At 71.3% G+C, this 16,267-nt stretch carries 13 protein-coding genes and 1 pseudogene; all 14 read left to right on the top strand.

Annotation, left to right across the window (positions count from 1 at the left end):
- Positions 1–21 precede the first annotated feature (21 nt).
- The 14 genes and pseudogenes from rpe (at position 22) to EDF64_RS07570 (ending at position 16,168) form a co-directional block, all read left to right on the top strand.
- Positions 22–687 (top strand): ribulose-phosphate 3-epimerase, encoded by a 666-nt coding sequence (gene rpe / locus EDF64_RS07635; RefSeq protein ID WP_133519431.1) that lies wholly within the window; start codon positions 22–24, stop codon positions 685–687.
- A gap of 101 nt (positions 688–788) precedes the next feature.
- Positions 789–1,052: a phosphoribosyl-ATP diphosphatase gene (locus EDF64_RS07630; RefSeq protein WP_079238914.1), complete on the top strand. Its 264-nt coding sequence runs from the start codon at positions 789–791 to the stop codon at positions 1,050–1,052.
- A gap of 63 nt (positions 1,053–1,115) precedes the next feature.
- Positions 1,116–1,955: an ATP phosphoribosyltransferase gene (hisG, locus tag EDF64_RS07625; protein WP_133519430.1), complete on the top strand. Its 840-nt coding sequence runs from the start codon at positions 1,116–1,118 to the stop codon at positions 1,953–1,955.
- Positions 1,952–2,716, top strand: coding sequence for an imidazole glycerol phosphate synthase subunit HisF (gene hisF / locus EDF64_RS07620; protein ID WP_133519429.1), 765 nt, complete (start codon positions 1,952–1,954; stop codon positions 2,714–2,716). Before hisG ends, hisF begins: the two co-directional genes overlap by 4 nt.
- 7 nt (positions 2,717–2,723) lie before the next feature.
- Positions 2,724–3,095: pseudogene (hisI, locus tag EDF64_RS07615) on the top strand (phosphoribosyl-AMP cyclohydrolase); the annotation flags it as partial.
- A gap of 101 nt (positions 3,096–3,196) precedes the next feature.
- Entirely contained in the window at positions 3,197–4,741 is a 1,545-nt protein-coding gene (locus EDF64_RS07610) for an anthranilate synthase component I (RefSeq protein WP_133519427.1), read from the top strand.
- Positions 4,738–5,451 carry a Trp biosynthesis-associated membrane protein gene (locus tag EDF64_RS07605; protein ID WP_133519426.1) on the top strand — a complete coding sequence of 238 codons (714 nt, stop codon included), beginning with the start codon at positions 4,738–4,740 and terminating at the stop codon, positions 5,449–5,451. The genes EDF64_RS07610 and EDF64_RS07605 overlap by 4 nt, the downstream gene beginning before the upstream one ends.
- On the top strand, positions 5,448–5,687 hold the full coding sequence (locus tag EDF64_RS07600; protein ID WP_133519425.1) for an HGxxPAAW family protein: 240 nt from the start codon (positions 5,448–5,450) through the stop codon (positions 5,685–5,687). Before EDF64_RS07605 ends, EDF64_RS07600 begins: the two co-directional genes overlap by 4 nt.
- A 17-nt stretch (positions 5,688–5,704) precedes the next feature.
- Positions 5,705–6,490 (top strand): indole-3-glycerol phosphate synthase TrpC, encoded by a 786-nt coding sequence (gene trpC / locus EDF64_RS07595; RefSeq protein WP_133519600.1) that lies wholly within the window; start codon positions 5,705–5,707, stop codon positions 6,488–6,490.
- A gap of 102 nt (positions 6,491–6,592) precedes the next feature.
- Positions 6,593–7,807, top strand: a complete 1,215-nt coding sequence (gene trpB / locus EDF64_RS07590; RefSeq protein WP_133519424.1) for a tryptophan synthase subunit beta — start codon at positions 6,593–6,595, stop codon at positions 7,805–7,807.
- Complete coding sequence (trpA, locus tag EDF64_RS07585) at positions 7,804–8,628, top strand: tryptophan synthase subunit alpha (RefSeq protein WP_133519423.1); 825 nt, start codon at positions 7,804–7,806, stop codon at positions 8,626–8,628. Before trpB ends, trpA begins: the two co-directional genes overlap by 4 nt.
- 287 nt (positions 8,629–8,915) lie before the next feature.
- Positions 8,916–9,914, top strand: coding sequence for a prolipoprotein diacylglyceryl transferase (gene lgt, locus EDF64_RS07580; protein WP_133519422.1), 999 nt, complete (start codon positions 8,916–8,918; stop codon positions 9,912–9,914).
- Between the two features lie 208 nt (positions 9,915–10,122).
- A complete protein-coding gene (gltB, locus tag EDF64_RS07575; protein WP_432207019.1) occupies positions 10,123–14,718 on the top strand; it encodes a glutamate synthase large subunit in 4,596 nt (1,531 codons plus the stop codon).
- A complete protein-coding gene (locus EDF64_RS07570; RefSeq protein ID WP_133519421.1) occupies positions 14,711–16,168 on the top strand; it encodes a glutamate synthase subunit beta in 1,458 nt (485 codons plus the stop codon). Before gltB ends, EDF64_RS07570 begins: the two co-directional genes overlap by 8 nt.
- Positions 16,169–16,267: the final 99 nt, after the last annotated feature.

Below are 16,267 nucleotides of genomic sequence, written 5' to 3'. Positions count from 1 at the left end.
GTGCGCCGGTAGGCTTGCGCGGTGACGATCCGTATCTCGCCGAGCATCCTGTCCGCCGACTTCGCGAACCTCGAGCGCGAGCTCCACCGCATCGAGACCGCCGACCTGGTGCACGTCGACGTGATGGACAACCACTTCGTGCCGAACCTCACGCTCGGCCTGCCGATCGTGCAGCGGCTGCAGCAGGTCTCGCCGGTGCCGCTCGACGTGCACCTGATGATCACGAACGCCGACACCGAGGCGCCGAAGTACGCCGAGACCGGCGCGTCGAGCGTGACCTTCCACTTCGAGGCGGCGGACGACCCGGTGGCGACGGCCGCGGCGATCCGCTCGAACGGCGCCCGTGCAGCCGTCGCGGTGAAGCCCGGCACCCCGATCACGCAGGTCCTGCACCACCTCGACTCCTACGACATGATCCTGCTGATGACCGTCGAGCCGGGGTTCGGCGGGCAGGCGTTCATGTCGTCCGTCATGCCGAAGCTCGCCGACGCGCGCGCGGCCGTGGACGCCTCCGGGCTCGACGTGTGGCTCGAGGTCGACGGCGGCATCGCGGTCGACACCGTGCCGGAGGCCGTGCGGAGCGGTGCGGACACGCTCGTCGCGGGATCGGCCGTGTACGGCGGCGAGCCGGCGTCGCGGATCGCGGACCTGCGTGCGGCGGCGGCAGCAGCCGTCGCGGGCTCGTGACGGCCGACGCGGTCGACGTGACCGGCGTCGCGGACCCGAGCCGCGCCTCCCGTCCGGACGGTACGTCCGCAGTGCCGGCGCAGGACGGTAGCCTGGTCGGCGTGAAGACGTTCGACGACCTGTTCCAGGAGCTCACCGAGAAGGCGCGCACGCGCCCCGAGGGCTCCGGCACCGTCGCCGAACTGGACGCCGGCGTGCACCAGATCGGCAAGAAGATCGTGGAAGAGGCAGCCGAGGTCTGGATGGCGGCCGAGTACGAGGGCGACGAGCGCACCTCGGAGGAGATCTCGCAGCTCGTGTACCACCTGCAGGTCCTGATGATCGCGAAGGGCCTGACCCCGGCGGACGTCTGGCGACATCTGTAGGACGGCGCGTCCTGCGCCGGCCCCGACCGTCCCGGACTCCTCCCACAGAAAGCAGACCACCTGATGCTCCGCATCGCCGTGCCCAACAAGGGCTCCCTCTCCGAGACCGCTTCCGAGATGCTGCGTGAGGCCGGGTACGCCGGTCGCCGCGACCCGAAGGCCCTCCACCTGCTCGACGAGCGCAACGGGGTGGAGTTCTTCTTCCTCCGTCCGCGCGACATCGCCACGTACGTCGGCTCCGGCGCGCTCGACGTCGGCATCACCGGCCGCGACCTCCTGCTCGACTCCGGGTCCGCGGCGCACGAGGTCGACGCGCTCGGCTTCGCCGACTCGACGTTCCGCTTCGCCGGCACCCCCGGTCGCTACGCCTCGCTGCAGGACCTCGACGGCGTGCGGGTCGCGACGAGCTACCCGGGCCTCGTCGGGGACTTCCTCGCGAAGCACGGCGTGACCGCGACGCTCGTGAAGCTCGACGGCGCGGTGGAGAGCGCGGTGCGCCTCGGGGTCGCCGACGCCGTGGCCGACGTCGTCTCGACCGGCAGCACGCTCCGCGCCGCTGGCCTCGAGATCTTCGGCCCGGTGATCCTCGAGTCGACCGCGCTCCTCATCTCGACCGACGAGTCGATCCCGGGCATCGACGTGCTCCGGCGTCGGCTGCAGGGCGTCCTGGTCGCGCGCGGCTACGTGATGCTCGACTACGACATCCCGACGGCGCTCCTCGAGCAGGCCACCGCGGTGGCGTCCGGCATCGAGTCCCCGACGGTGTCCCCGCTGCACGGCCGCGACTGGTCGGCGGTCCGGGTGATGATCCCGCGCGAGGACGCCAACCTCATCATGGACGCGCTCTACGACCTCGGCGCGCGTGCCATCCTCGTCAGCCCGATCCACGCCGCACGGCTGTGAGCGGGGTCTCCGTCCGGGTCATCCCGTGCCTCGACGTGCAGGGCGGCCGGGTCGTCAAGGGCGTGAACTTCCTCGACCTGCAGGACGCCGGTGACCCGGTCGAGCTCGCCGCGCGGTACTACGAGCAGGGTGCCGACGAGCTGACCTTCCTCGACGTCGGTGCCACGGTCGAGAACCGCTCGACGATGTACGACACGGTGACCCGGACGGCCGAGCAGGTCTTCATCCCGCTCACGGTCGGCGGTGGCGTGCGGAGCGTCGACGACGTCTCGCGCCTGCAGCAGTGCGGGGCGGACAAGATCGGCGTGAACAGCGCCGCGATCGCCCGCCCGGAGCTGGTGGGCGAGATCGCGGACCGGTTCGGCGCACAGGCCGTCGTGCTGTCCCTCGACGTCAAGCGCTCGGACCGGATGCCGTCCGGTTTCGTGGTGACGACGCACGGCGGCCGGACCGAGTCCGACCTCGACGCGGTCGCCTGGGCGCGTGAGGCCGTCGAGCGCGGTGCGGGGGAGCTGCTGGTCAACTCCATCGACGCGGACGGCACGAAGAACGGGTTCGACCTCGAGCTCGTGGCCGCGGTCCGTGCGGTCTCCTCGGTGCCGGTCATCGCCTCTGGAGGCGCGGGTCGGCTCGAGCACTTCGCCCCAGCCGTCGAGGCGGGTGCGGATGCCCTCCTCGCCGCGTCCGTCTTCCACCGTGGCGAGATGACGGTGGGCGACGTCAAGGACGCGCTGCGCGCGTCCGGCCACGCCGTACGCTAGGAGTCTCATGACCGACAGCACCAGCACCAGCACGGACGCGGTCCTCGACCGCGCGCGGTTCGGTGCGGACGGGCTGCTCCCCGCCATCGTGCAGGAGGAATCGTCGAAGGACGTCCTCATGCTCGGGTACATGGACCGGGAAGCCCTCCGCCGCACCCTCACCGAGGGGCGGGTGACCTTCTGGTCCCGCTCGCGGAACGAGTACTGGCGCAAGGGCGACACCTCGGGCCACGCGCAGTACGTGCGCGGCGCGGCGCTCGACTGCGACGCGGACACGCTGCTCGTCACCGTGCACCAGGTCGGCGCGGCCTGCCACACCGGTGCCCACCGGTGCTTCGACGTCGACCCGCTCGACCCCGTGACGGCGTCGGCGCCCGCGGTCACGTCGGCGTTGGCGTCGGCGCCCGCGGACGCCACGGTGTCGGCCCCGACGGACGCGACCGTGTCCGCCCAGGCCGCTCCGGCAGTGGAGGTGACCCGATGACGACCGCGACGCTCTCCGACCAGCCGCACACGACCTCCAGGCCGGAGTTCGACAGCCTGCTCGACGACCACCGCGTCGTCCCCGTGGTCCGCGCGCTCTACGCGGACAGCGAGACGCCGGTCGGTGTCTACCGCAAGCTGGCCGACGGCCGTCCCGGTTCGTTCCTGCTCGAGTCGGCGGGACAGGGCGGCCTCTGGTCGCGCTGGTCCTTCGTCGGCGTGCGCAGCTTCGGCGTGCTCACGCAGGACGGCGACCGTGCGGCGTGGATCGACACCGGGATCCCGGCGTCGCGCGCCGTCGACTCGCTCGACGGTGAGCCGCTCGAGGTCCTCGCACGCCTGCACGAGCGCTGGGCGACCCCGCGCATCCCGGGCAGTCCGCCGCTCGTCGGCGGCACCGTCGGGTTCATCGGCTGGGAGGCCGTCCGGCAGCTCGAACACCTGCCGAACGTGCCCGCCGCGGACTTCGACGTCCCCGGCCAGTCGCTCGCCTTCGTGTCCGAGCTCGCCGCGCTCGACCACCGCACCGGCCTCGTGCTGCTCGTCGCGAGCGTGCTCAACGACGGCACGGACGCGGCGGACGTCCTCTGGGCGGACGCGCAGGCGCGGCTCGACCGGATGCAGGGCGACCTGGTCGTCCCGAGCGTCGCGACCGTGGCGGAGGCGTTCGACATCGCGGATCCGACCCCGACGCACCGCTCGACCCCGGCCGAGTACATGGCCGCCGTCGAGCGCTCGAAGGACTTCATCCGTGACGGCGACGTGTTCCAAGTCGTCATCTCGCAGCGGTTCGACCACGAGGTGACGGCCGACCCGCTCGACGTCTACCGGGTGCTGCGGACGCTCAACCCGAGCCCGTACATGTACTTCCTGTCGCTGGCCGACACCGCCGACGAGCGCTTCTGGATCGTCGGCGCCTCGCCGGAGGCCCTGGTGAAGGTGCAGTCCGGCCGGGCGATCACGCACCCGATCGCCGGCTCCCGGCCGCGTGGGGCGACTCCGGAAGAGGACGTCCGCCTCGGCGAGGAGCTGCTCGAGGACCCGAAGGAGCGTGCCGAGCACCTCATGCTCGTCGACCTCGCGCGCAACGACCTGCAGAAGGTCTGCGAACCGGGCACCGTCGCGGTCACCGAGTTCATGACGGTCGAGCGCTTCAGCCACATCATGCACCTGGTGTCGAGCGTCGAGGGGGCGGTCCGTCCGGACGCCTCGGCGATCGACGTGTTCCGGGCGACGTTCCCCGCGGGCACGCTGTCCGGTGCGCCGAAGCCGCGCGCACTCCAGATCATCGACGAGCTCGAACCTGCCAAGCGCGGGGCCTACGCCGGGGTCGTCGGCTACTTCGACTTCGCCGGTGACGCCGACCTGGCGATCGCGATCCGCACGGCCCTGATCAAGGACGGCGTCGCGCGCGTGCAGGCCGGCGCCGGGCTCGTCGCCGACTCCGACCCGCAGACCGAGCACGAGGAAGCCGTCAACAAGGCCGCGGCACCGCTCCGCGCCGTGGCGACGGCGAACCGGATGCGCGAGGTGCGGTCGTGAACGCCCGGCGCTCCCGTCCGCTCGTCGTCGTCGCAGGCCTCGCGGTCGCCGGCATCATCATGCTCGCGTGGACGCAGACCTGGTTCACCGTGCACCTGCACGCCGGTGCGGCCGTGACCGCCCGGGTGGACGCCGACGGCGCGGCCGTGGTGCCGCAGTACACCGCGCTGGCGATCGCGAGCCTCGCGCTGTTCCTGGCGATGACCATCGCCGGCCGCGTGGTCCGGATCGTCCTGGCGGCGGTCGAGGTCCTGCTCGGACTCGGCGTCGTCTGGTCGGGCATCTCGGCCCTCGCCGACCCGGTCGCCGCGGCGAAGGGTGCGGTCGGCACGGTCGCGGGCGTGAGCGACCTCACCGCGGTCCGACGTGTCGTCGACTCCGTCGAGGTGTCCGCGTGGCCCGCCGTCGGCATCGTCGGCGGCGTGCTCGCCGTGCTCCTCGGGATCGTCGTGCTCGTCGTCCAGCGCTCGTGGCCGGGCCCGAGCCGGAAGTACGGCGCGGCCACCGCCGGTGCCGCCGCGCAGGCCCGGGCGGCCGCACCCGTCGAGCGCGACGCGGTCGTCGACTGGGACGACCTGAGCGCCGGGGTCGACCCGACGGAGCAGTCCACCGACGGCGGCGGGGTCGCCTCGGCACCCGGGGATGAACCGGTAGGATCGGAGGGGCGCCGGTCGAACGACGGCGCCGAAGCAGAACGAGGAGCACCGTGAGCAACACTGAGCCCGCAGAACTCGGCGAAGGCCACTCGCCGGCAGCCTGGACCGCCGTCGTGATCATGTTGATCGGATTCGCGGCCGGCACGCTGTTCTTCTGGTTCGACCAGCCGTGGGGCGTCTGGGTCTCCGCCGGCGTGGTGCTCATCGGCCTCATCGCCGGTGGCGTCATGAAGAAGGCGGGCTACGGCGTCGACGGTCCGAAGTTCGTCCCCAAGCACCACTCCGAGTAGGTCCGGCCATGCCGAACGTGCTCGAGACCCTCGTCGCGGGCGCGCTCGAGGACGCCGCAGCCCGTCGCGTCGACCGTCCGTACTCCGACGTCGAACGCGACCTCGACCGGGTGGCGTCCCCGCTCGACGCCCTCGAGTTCCTCGCGCCGGGTGACCGCGTGAAGATCCTCGCCGAGGTCAAGCGCGCCAGCCCGTCCCGCGGGTCGATGGCGACGATCGAGGACCCGGCGTCCCTCGCGGCCGACTACGAGCGCGGTGGGGCGTCCACGATCAGCGTCCTGACCGAGGGCCGGAAGTTCCTCGGCAGCCTCGCCGACCTCGAAGCCGTCAAGGCCCGTGTCGGCGTCCCGGTGCTCCGCAAGGACTTCATCGCCGATCCCTACCAGGTGATCGAGGCGCGCGCGTCGGGTGCCGACGTCGTGCTCCTCATCGTGGCGGCGCTCGAGCAGCAGCAGCTGGTCGAGCTCCACACCCTCGCTGAAGAGCTCGGCATGCGGGTCCTGGTCGAGGCGCACTCCGGGGACGAGGTCGCCCGCGGCCTCGACGCCGGCGCGCGGATCCTCGGCGTCAACGCCCGTGACCTCACCGACTTCTCGCTCGACCGCGACCTGTTCGGGTCCCTCGCCGACCGCATCCCCGACGGGGTCGTGCGGGTCGCCGAGTCCGCCGTCGCCGGTCCCGCCGACGTCGCGCACTACCGCTCCGCGGGTGCCGACGTCGTCCTGGTGGGTGAGGCGCTCGTGACGGGCGACGACCCCGCCGCCACGCTCGCGTCCTTCATCGCAGCCGCCGACCGCGGCTGAACGACCGACGCCCTCCACCGCCCGGTCCGCCGGGCGCACCACAGCCCGGTTCGCCGGGTTCGTCCCAGCCCGGTCCGCCGGGCTCGTCCCGGGAGACCCATCGTGACTTCACTCCGTGACCTGCACGGGCCGTACTTCGGCGACTTCGGCGGGCGTTTCGTCCCCGAGTCGCTGGTGCTCGCACTCGACGAACTCGAGGCGGCCTTCCGCGAAGCCTGGGCCGACCCGGCGTTCCGCGACGAGCTGGACACGCTCCAGCGCGACTACACCGGTCGCCCGTCGATCATCACCGAGGCGCCGCGGTTCGCGAAGCACGCCGGCGGTGCCCGGATCATCCTCAAGCGCGAGGACCTGAACCACACCGGCTCGCACAAGATCAACAACGTGCTCGGCCAGGCGCTCGTCGCACGGCGGCTCGGCAAGACCCGCCTCATCGCCGAGACCGGCGCCGGCCAGCACGGCGTCGCCACCGCGACCGCCGCGGCCCTGTTCGGCATGGACTGCGTCGTGTACATGGGCGCGGTCGACACCGAGCGGCAGGCGCTCAACGTCGCACGGATGCGCCTGCTCGGCGCCGAGGTGATCCCGGTCGAGACCGGTTCCCGCACCCTCAAGGACGCCATCAACGACGCACTGCGCGACTGGGTCGCCAACGTCGACTCGACGCACTACCTGCTCGGCACGGTCGCCGGCCCGCACCCGTTCCCCGAGATGGTGCGTGAGTTCCACAAGGTGATCGGTGAAGAGGCCCGCCAGCAGGTGCTCGACAAGGTCGGCCGACTGCCCGACGCCGTCGCCGCGTGCGTCGGTGGTGGATCGAACGCGATGGGCATCTTCGAGGCCTTCCTCGACGACGAGTCGGTCGCGCTGCACGGGTTCGAGGCGGGCGGCGACGGCGTCGAGACCGGCCGTCACGCCGCGAGCATCACGCTCGGGCGCGAGGGCGTCCTGCAGGGCACGAAGTCCTACCTCATGCAGGACGAGGACGGCCAGACGATCGAGAGCCACAGCATCTCCGCCGGGCTCGACTACCCGAGCGTCGGCCCCGAGCACGCGTACCTCGCGTCGATCGGTCGCGCGAAGTACACGCCGATCACCGACAGCGAGGCGATGGAGGCGTTCCGCCTGCTGAGCCGCACCGAGGGCATCCTGCCCGCGATCGAGTCCGCGCACGCCCTCGCCGGCGCGATGCAGCTCGGCCAGGAGCTCGGCCCCGAGGGCGTCATCCTGGTCTCCCTGTCCGGCCGCGGCGACAAGGACGTCGCGTCCGCCAGTCGCTACTTCGGCATCCTCGACGAGAACGCGGTGCAGCTGTGACCACCTCCCAGACGGACTCCACGCCGACGAACGCGCACCGGACGGTCGCGGACACCATCGACACCGCCAGCGCCGAGCGCGCCGGTGCCGTCGTCGGCTACCTGCCCGCCGGCTACCCGGACGTGCAGACCAGCATCGACGCCGCGGTCGCCCTCGCCGAGAACGGCGTGGACGTCATCGAGCTCGGGCTGCCGTACTCCGACCCGGTCATGGACGGCCCAGTCATCCAGCGCGCGGCCGAGGAGAGCCTGGCGAACGGCTTCCGGGTCGCGCAGGTCTTCGACGCCGTGCACCAGATCACCGAGCGGGCGAACGTCCCGGTGCTCGTGATGACGTACTGGAACCCGGTGCTCCGCTACGGGGTGGACCGGTTCGCCGACGACCTCGTCGCCGCCGGCGCCGCCGGGCTCATCACGCCGGACCTGGTGCCGGACGAGGGCGCCGAGTGGATCGCCGCGTCCGAGCGCACCGGCCTCGACCGGGTGTTCCTCGCCGCGCCGTCGTCGACGGACGCGCGGATGCAGCAGGCCGTGTCGGCGAGCCGCGGGTTCGTGTACGCCGTGTCGACGATGGGCGTCACCGGCGCCCGGGTCGGCGTCGACGTCGCCGCCCGCACCGTCGTGTCGCGCCTCCGTGACGCCGGGGTCGCGCGCACGTGCGTCGGGCTCGGCATCTCGACCGCCGACCAGGTGGGCGAGGTCCTCGAGTACGCCGACGGCGCGATCGTCGGTTCCGCCTTCGTGCGCGCGCTGGCCGACCTGGGCGTCCAGGGCGTCGCCGACCGCGCTGCCGACCTGACGACGGGCGCGAAGCGCCGCTGAGAGCCCGAGCCGCGCAGCGCCGCTGACAGTCCGGCCGCCGTCGACCGCGGCCGGTCGTCCGTCCGTCACCGACGAGCGGTCGGACTGGAGGCGCGGTGCGGGTGACCGACGTCGGTCACCCGCACCGCGCCTCCAGTCCGTCACCGGCGTCGGTCACAGTTTCCACAGGACCGGGCCCCCGGTTCCTGACCCGCCCCCGTCCCGCGCTACAGTGAGCGGGTCCGGCGACACGTCGGCACAGCCAGCCAGCACCGCGGCAGCCAGCACCGAAAGGCGACAGCACCTCCATGCCCCTCCTGAGCATCCCGAGCCCGAGCACCGCCTGGCAGTACTTCGACCTCACCGCCTGGCTGCGTGACGTGTTCGGCTGGTCGCTGCCGCTCGACTTCCGCATCCACGCGTACGCGATCTGCATCCTCCTCGGGATCGTCGCCGCCGTCGTGCTCGCCAACCGTCGCCTCAACGCGCGCGGGGTCGAGCGCTGGATCATCATCGACATCGCGATCTGGGCGGTGCCCGCAGGCATCATCGGTGGCCGCCTCTTCCACGTGTTCACGCACGTCAGCGACTACTTCGGGCCGGGCCGCGACCCGCTCTCCTTCCTCTACATCTGGGAAGGCGGCCTCGCGATCTTCGGCGCGCTCATCCTGGGCTCCGTCGGCGCGTGGATCGGCTGCCGCCAGGTCGGCCTGCGGTTCAGCGCGTTCATCGACGCCGTCGCACCGGGCGTCCTGCTCGCCCAGGCCTTCGGCCGCCTCGGCAACTACTTCAACCACGAGCTCTTCGGCATGCCGACCAGCCTGCCGTGGGGCCTGCAGATCGAGTCCTCGAACGCCGCGTACCCGAAGGGCCTGCCCGAGGGCACGCTGTTCCACCCGACGTTCCTCTACGAGATCATCTGGAACGTCGTCGGCGTCGTGGTGATCCTGCTGCTCGACCGCAAGTTCCAGCTGCAGTGGGGCCGCGTCATGGCGCTGTACCTCGTCTGGTACGGCACCGGCCGCTCCGTCCTCGAGTCGATCCGCGTCGACACGAGCGAGACCTTCTTCGGCATCCGCACCAACGTCTGGGTGGCCTTCGCCGCGATCCTGCTCGGCATCATCATCTTCCTCGTGCAGACCAAGCGGCACGTCGGCAAGGAGCCGAGTCCCTACCTGCCCGGTCGCGAGCCGCGCTCGAAGTCCGATGTAGACTCGGACGACACCTGGTCGGAGAACGACGACGACGCTCCGGCGGCGGTCACCGAGTCCGATCCGGTCGCCACTCCCGCGACTGGCCGCGGCTAGGAAGCACCCCTCCTGCGTGACCGATCCCGGATCGGTCACGATCGCCAGCCGCACCCCACTGGACCTGCCACAAGCGCGTCCGACACCTCGCACGCCGACAGGGCAACTCACTGTCGGCGGGCACGGGCACCAGTCCCGCCCGCTCGGGCGGAACGCACCACCGGGCCACCGCTGTCCCTGTTCCACTTCCTCGTGAGGACGGTTCCCCATGGCGCTCCAGCCACCCCAGTCCGCAGGCCTCGTGCCGCCGCACCGGCGGTTCTCCGCGATCCCGGACGCCGCCGGCATGTACGACCCGGCGAACGAGAAGGACGCGTGCGGCCTCGCGATGGTCGCGACCCTCCGCGGGACGGCGGGGCACGACATCGTCGACGCCGCGCTCGGCGCCCTGCGCAACCTCGAGCACCGCGGTGCCGTCGGTTCGGACGCCGGTACCGGTGACGGCGCCGGCATCCTCTGCCAGGTGCCGGACGCCTTCTTCCGTTCCGAGGTCGCGTTTGACCTGCCGGCAGCGGGGGAGTACGCCGTCGGCACGGCGTACCTGCCCCTCGACGAGGACGAGCGGCACGCGGTGAAGGGCGCCGTCGAGCGCCTCGCTCGCGAAGAGGGCCTGCGGGTCCTCGGCTGGCGCGAGGTCCCGGTGCGTCCGGAGGTCCTCGGCACGCTGGCCCGCGCGGCGATGCCGGCGTTCGAGCAGCTGTTCGTCGCGTCGATCCGGCACGACGTGCACGGTGCGTCGTGGAGCGGCATCGCCCTCGACCGTCAGGCCTTCCGCCTGCGGAAGCGTGCCGAGCACGACACCGAGGTCTACTTCATGTCGCTGTCGAGCCGGACCATGGTCTACAAGGGCATGGTCACGACGCTCCAGCTCGAGCCCTTCTACCCGGACCTCAGCGACGAGCGCTTCGCGTCGAAGCTCGCGATCGTCCACTCGCGGTACTCCACGAACACGTTCCCGTCGTGGCCGCTCGCGCAGCCGTTCCGCACGCTGGCGCACAACGGTGAGATCAACACCGTCCGCGGCAACCGCAACTGGATGCGCGCGCGGCAGTCGCAGCTGCAGAGCGAACTGCTCGGCGACATGGCTCCGCTCCTGCCGATCGTCAGCCCGGGCGCGAGCGACTCGGCGTCCTTCGACGAGGTCCTCGAGCTCCTCACGCTCACCGGTCGCTCGCTGCCGCACGCGGTGTCGATGATGGTGCCGGAGGCCTGGGAGAACCAGGTCGGGATGGACCCCGAGCTCCGGGCGTTCTACGAGTACCACTCGATGCTCATGGAGCCGTGGGACGGCCCGGCGGCGATCACCTTCACGGACGGCTCCGTGGTGGGCGCGACGCTCGACCGCAACGGGCTCCGCCCCGGGCGCTTCCTCGTCACCGACGACGGCCTCATCGTGATGGGCTCCGAGACCGGTGTCATCGACGTGCCCGCGGGCAAGGTCGTCCGCAAGGGCCGCCTGCGCCCCGGCCGGATGTTCCTGGTCGACACCGAAGCCGGTCGCATCATCGAGGACGACGAGGTCAAGCGCGAGCTCGCCACGTCGGGCCCGTGGGGCGAGTGGCTCGAGCAGGGCCGCATCAACCTCTCCGACCTGCCCGACCGTGAGCACATCGTGCACACCCCGGCCTCCGTGACCCGGCGCCAGCGCGCGTTCGGCTACACCGAGGAAGAGGTCCGCATCCTGCTGCGTCCGATGGCCCAGACCGGCGCGGAGCCCCTCGGCGCCATGGGTTCGGACACGCCGATCGCCGTGCTGTCCCAGCGTCCGCGGCTGCTGTTCGACTACTTCACACAGCAGTTCGCCCAGGTCACGAACCCGCCGCTCGACTCGATCCGCGAGCAGGTCATCACCTCGATGGGGATGGGGCTCGGTCCGGAGCGCAACCTCCTCACCGCCGGGCCGGAGCACGCGAAGCAGATCACGCTCGACTTCCCGGTCATCGACAACGACGAGCTCGCGAAGATCCAGCACTTCGAGACCGGGACCGGTCGGCACCTGACGGTCACGATCAAGGGCCTGTACCGCGTCGACGCGGGCAAGAAGGCGATGCAGAAGCGGATCGCGGCGGTGTGCGACGAGGTCGACGCCGCCATCGAGTCGGGCAAGCAGTTCATCGTGCTGTCCGACCGCGACGGCAACGCCGAGCAGGCGCCGGTCCCGAGCCTCCTGCTGCTCGCGGCGGTGCACCACCACCTGATCCGCACCGAGCAGCGCATGAAGGTCGGTCTGATCGTTGAGGCCGGCGACGTGCGCGAGGTCCACCACGTGGCGACCCTCATCGGGTACGGCGCGTCGGCGATCAACCCGTACCTCGCCATGGAGACGTGCGAGATCCTCGTGCGTCAGGGCATGATCACCGGCATCACGCCGGAGCAGGCCGTCAAGAACGTGATCAAGGCGCTCGGCAAGGGCGTCCTGAAGATCATGTCGAAGATGGGCATCTCCACGGTGTCGAGCTACGCGGGCGCCCAGGCGTTCGAGGCCGTCGGGCTCAGCCAGGAGTTCGTCGACCGCTACTTCACCGGCACCTCGTCGATCCTCGGCGGCGTCGGCATCGAGGTCATCGCGAAGGAGAACGCCGAGCGGCACGCCCAGGCGTACCCGCAGGACGGCGCGGTGCTCTCGCACGAGCGCCTCCAGACCGGCGGCGAGTACCAGTGGCGCCGCGAGGGGCCGCCGCACCTGTTCAACCCGGACACGGTGTTCCGGCTCCAGCACGCGACCCGTTCGCGCCGGTACGACATCTTCCGCGAGTACTCGAAGGCCGTCGACGACCAGTCCGAGCAGCTGATGACCCTCCGCGGGCTGTTCCGGTTCAAGACGGACGCCCGGAAGCCGGTCCCGCTCGACGAGGTCGAGTCGATCGAGTCGATCGTCAAGCGGTTCAACACCGGTGCGATGTCCTACGGGTCCATCTCGAAGGAAGCCCACGAGACACTCGCCATCGCGATGAACCGTCTCGGTGGCCGGTCGAACACGGGTGAGGGCGGCGAGGACGTCGACCGTCTGCTCGACCCCGAGCGTCGCAGCGCGATCAAGCAGGTGGCATCCGGGCGCTTCGGCGTCACGAGCATGTACCTGACCCACGCGACGGACATCCAGCTGAAGATGGCGCAGGGTGCGAAGCCCGGCGAGGGCGGGCAGCTGCCCCCGACGAAGGTGTACCCGTGGGTCGCCCGGACCCGCCACGCGACCGCGGGCGTCGGCCTCATCTCGCCGCCGCCGCACCACGACATCTACTCGATCGAGGACCTCAAGCAGCTGATCTTCGACGTGAAGCGGGCCAACCCGTCCGCTCGCGTGCACGTGAAGCTCGTCAGCCAGTCGGGCATCGGGGCCGTGGCCGCGGGTGTCACGAAGGCCCTCGCCGACGTCGTGCTCGTCTCCGGGCACGACGGCGGGACGGGTGCGTCGCCGCTCAACTCGCTCAAGCACGCGGGCACCCCGTGGGAGATCGGGCTGGCGGAGACGCAGCAGACCCTCATGCTGAACGGCATGCGCGACCGGGTGGTCGTGCAGGTCGACGGGCAGATGAAGACCGGCCGTGACGTCGTCGTGGCCGCGTTGCTCGGCGCCGAGGAGTACGGCTTCGCGACCGCGCCGCTCGTCGTCGAGGGGTGCATCCTGATGCGGGTGTGCCACCTGGACACCTGCCCGGTCGGCGTCGCGACGCAGAACCCGGAGCTCCGGAAGCGCTTCACCGGCAAGCCCGAGTTCGTCGTGAACTTCTTCGAGTTCATCGCGCAAGAGGTCCGCGAGCTCCTCGCCGAGCTCGGCTTCCGCACCCTCGAAGAGGCGATCGGCCAGGCCGACGCCCTCGACGTGGACCGCGCCGTGCAGCACTGGAAGGCGTCGGGTCTCGACCTCGAGCCCGTCCTCAACGGTCCGCACTTCGAGGCCGACGAGCCGCGCCGGCACCACCGCGACCAGGACCACGAGCTCGAGCAGCACTTCGACGTGCAGCTCATCCAGCAGACGTCGGACGTGCTCGAGCACGGCGGCACGATCTCGCTGGACCTGCCGATCCGGAACACCGAGCGCGCCGTCGGCACGATGCTCGGCCACGAGGTCACCCTGCGCCACGGCGAGAACGGGCTGCCCTCCGGGTCGATCGACGTGACCCTGCGCGGTTCGGCGGGCCAGTCGCTCGGCGCGTTCCTGCCGGCCGGCATCACGCTGCGGCTCATCGGCGACAGCAACGACTACGTCGGCAAGGGCCTGTCCGGCGGCGAGATCATCGTGCGACCGGACGCCGGCTCCGGGTTCGACCCGGCGCAGAACGTCATCGCGGGCAACGTCATCGGCTACGGCGCCACCCAGGGCAGCATGTTCATCCGCGGCATCGTGGGCGAGCGCTTCCTGGTGCGCAACTCCGGTGCCACCGCGGTGGTCGAGGGCGTGGGGGACCACGCGCTCGAGTACATGACGGGTGGCCTCGCGCTCATCCTCGGCGAGACCGGGCGGAACCTCGGCGCCGGCATGTCCGGCGGCACGGCCTACGTCCGTGGTCTCCGAGAGGAGCACGTGAACACCGACTCGCTCGCGTCGGGCGAACTCCGGCTCGAGCCGCTCGACAGCGCCGACGTCGAGATCGTCACCGACCTGCTCGCCCGCCACGCGGCGGAGACCGGGTCGGCGCTGGCGACCGAACTGCTCGAGTCCGGCGACCTGAGCGACTTCGTCAAGGTGCTGCCGCGCGACTACGCGGCCGTGCTCGAAACCCGACAGCAGGCCGTGAACGAGGGCCTCGACCCGGACGGCGACGTCGTCTGGAACCGGATCCTGGAGGTAACTGGTGGCTGACCCCAAGGGCTTCCTGAAGGTGCAGGAGCGCGAGCTCCCGCCCCGTCGTCCCGTCCCCGTGCGGCTCATGGACTGGAAAGAGGTCTACGAGCAGCAGGAGTCCGGCGCGCTCAAGCGCCAGGCCGGTCGCTGCATGGACTGCGGCGTCCCGTTCTGCCACCAGGGGTGCCCGCTCGGCAACCTCATCCCGGAGTGGAACGACCTCACGTGGCGCGGCGAGGGCCGTCAGGCGATCGAGCGACTCCACGCGACGAACAACTTCCCGGAGTTCACCGGTCGGCTCTGCCCGGCACCGTGCGAGTCATCGTGCGTGCTCGGCATCAACCAGCCCCCGGTGACGATCAAGCAGGTCGAGGTCTCGATCATCGACGAGGCGTTCCAGAACGGGTGGGTCACCCCGCACCCGCCGGAGCGCCTGACCGGCAAGACCGTCGCCGTCGTCGGTTCCGGCCCGGCCGGACTCGCCGCCGCGCAGCAGCTCACCCGCGCCGGGCACACCGTCGCCGTCTACGAGCGTGACGACCGCATCGGCGGGCTCCTCCGCTACGGCATCCCGGACTTCAAGATGGAGAAGCGCCAGATCGACGCGCGTCTCGCCCAGATGCAGGCCGAGGGCACCCGCTTCCGCGCAGGCGTCGAGATCGGCCGCGACATCACCTGGGACGACCTGAAGTCGCGTTACGACGCGGTCGTCGTCGCGACCGGTGCCACGGTGCCCCGCGACCTGCCCATCCCCGGGCGCGACCTCGAGGGCGTCCACTTCGCGATGGACTACCTGGTCCAGCAGAACAAGGCGAACGCGGGCACGAAGGTCGACAACCAGCTGACGGCCGAGGGCAAGCACGTCATCGTCATTGGCGGTGGCGACACCGGTGCGGACTGCATCGGCACCGCGCACCGGCAGGGCGCACTGAGCGTGACGAACCTGGCGATCGGCAAGCAGCCGCCGCTGGAGCGTCCGTCCGAGCAGCCGTGGCCGATGTTCCCGACCGTGTTCGAGGTCACCAGCGCGCACGAGGAGGGCGGCGAGCGGCACTACCTGGCGTCGACCGTCGAGTTCCTGTCGAACGAGGCCGGCGAGGTCCGGGCGCTCCGTGTCGCCGAGACCGAGTACCTCGACGGCCGTCGGGTCCCGAAGGCCGGCACCGAGCGCGAGATCCCCGCGGACCTCGTCCTCGTCGCGATGGGCTTCACCGGTCCGGAGACCGACACGCTCGAGCCGCAGCTCGGCCTGCCGACCACCGTCTCCGGCGCCGTCTCCCGCCAGGCCGACTACACGACCAACGAGCCGGGTGTGTTCGTCGCCGGTGACGCCGGCCGCGGGCAGTCGCTCATCGTCTGGGCGATCGCCGAGGGCCGCGCGGCGGCGGCGAAGGTCGACGAGTACCTCGAGGGCTCGACGATCCTGCCGGCGCCGGTGAAGGCGACCGACCGGGCGATCTCGATCTGATGTCCGTTCACCACCACCAGATGCTCACCCTCCCGTGAGCGTGAGGCCACCAGCACTCGATAGGGTGCTGGTGGCCTCGCTTCGTTCCGCGCGGCCCCA

Source organism: Curtobacterium flaccumfaciens (assembly GCF_004361695.1).
In the GTDB taxonomy this organism is placed as follows: Bacteria; Actinomycetota; Actinomycetes; order Actinomycetales; family Microbacteriaceae; genus Curtobacterium; species Curtobacterium flaccumfaciens_B.
This window is presented reverse-complemented; position numbering and strand designations above follow the sequence as displayed.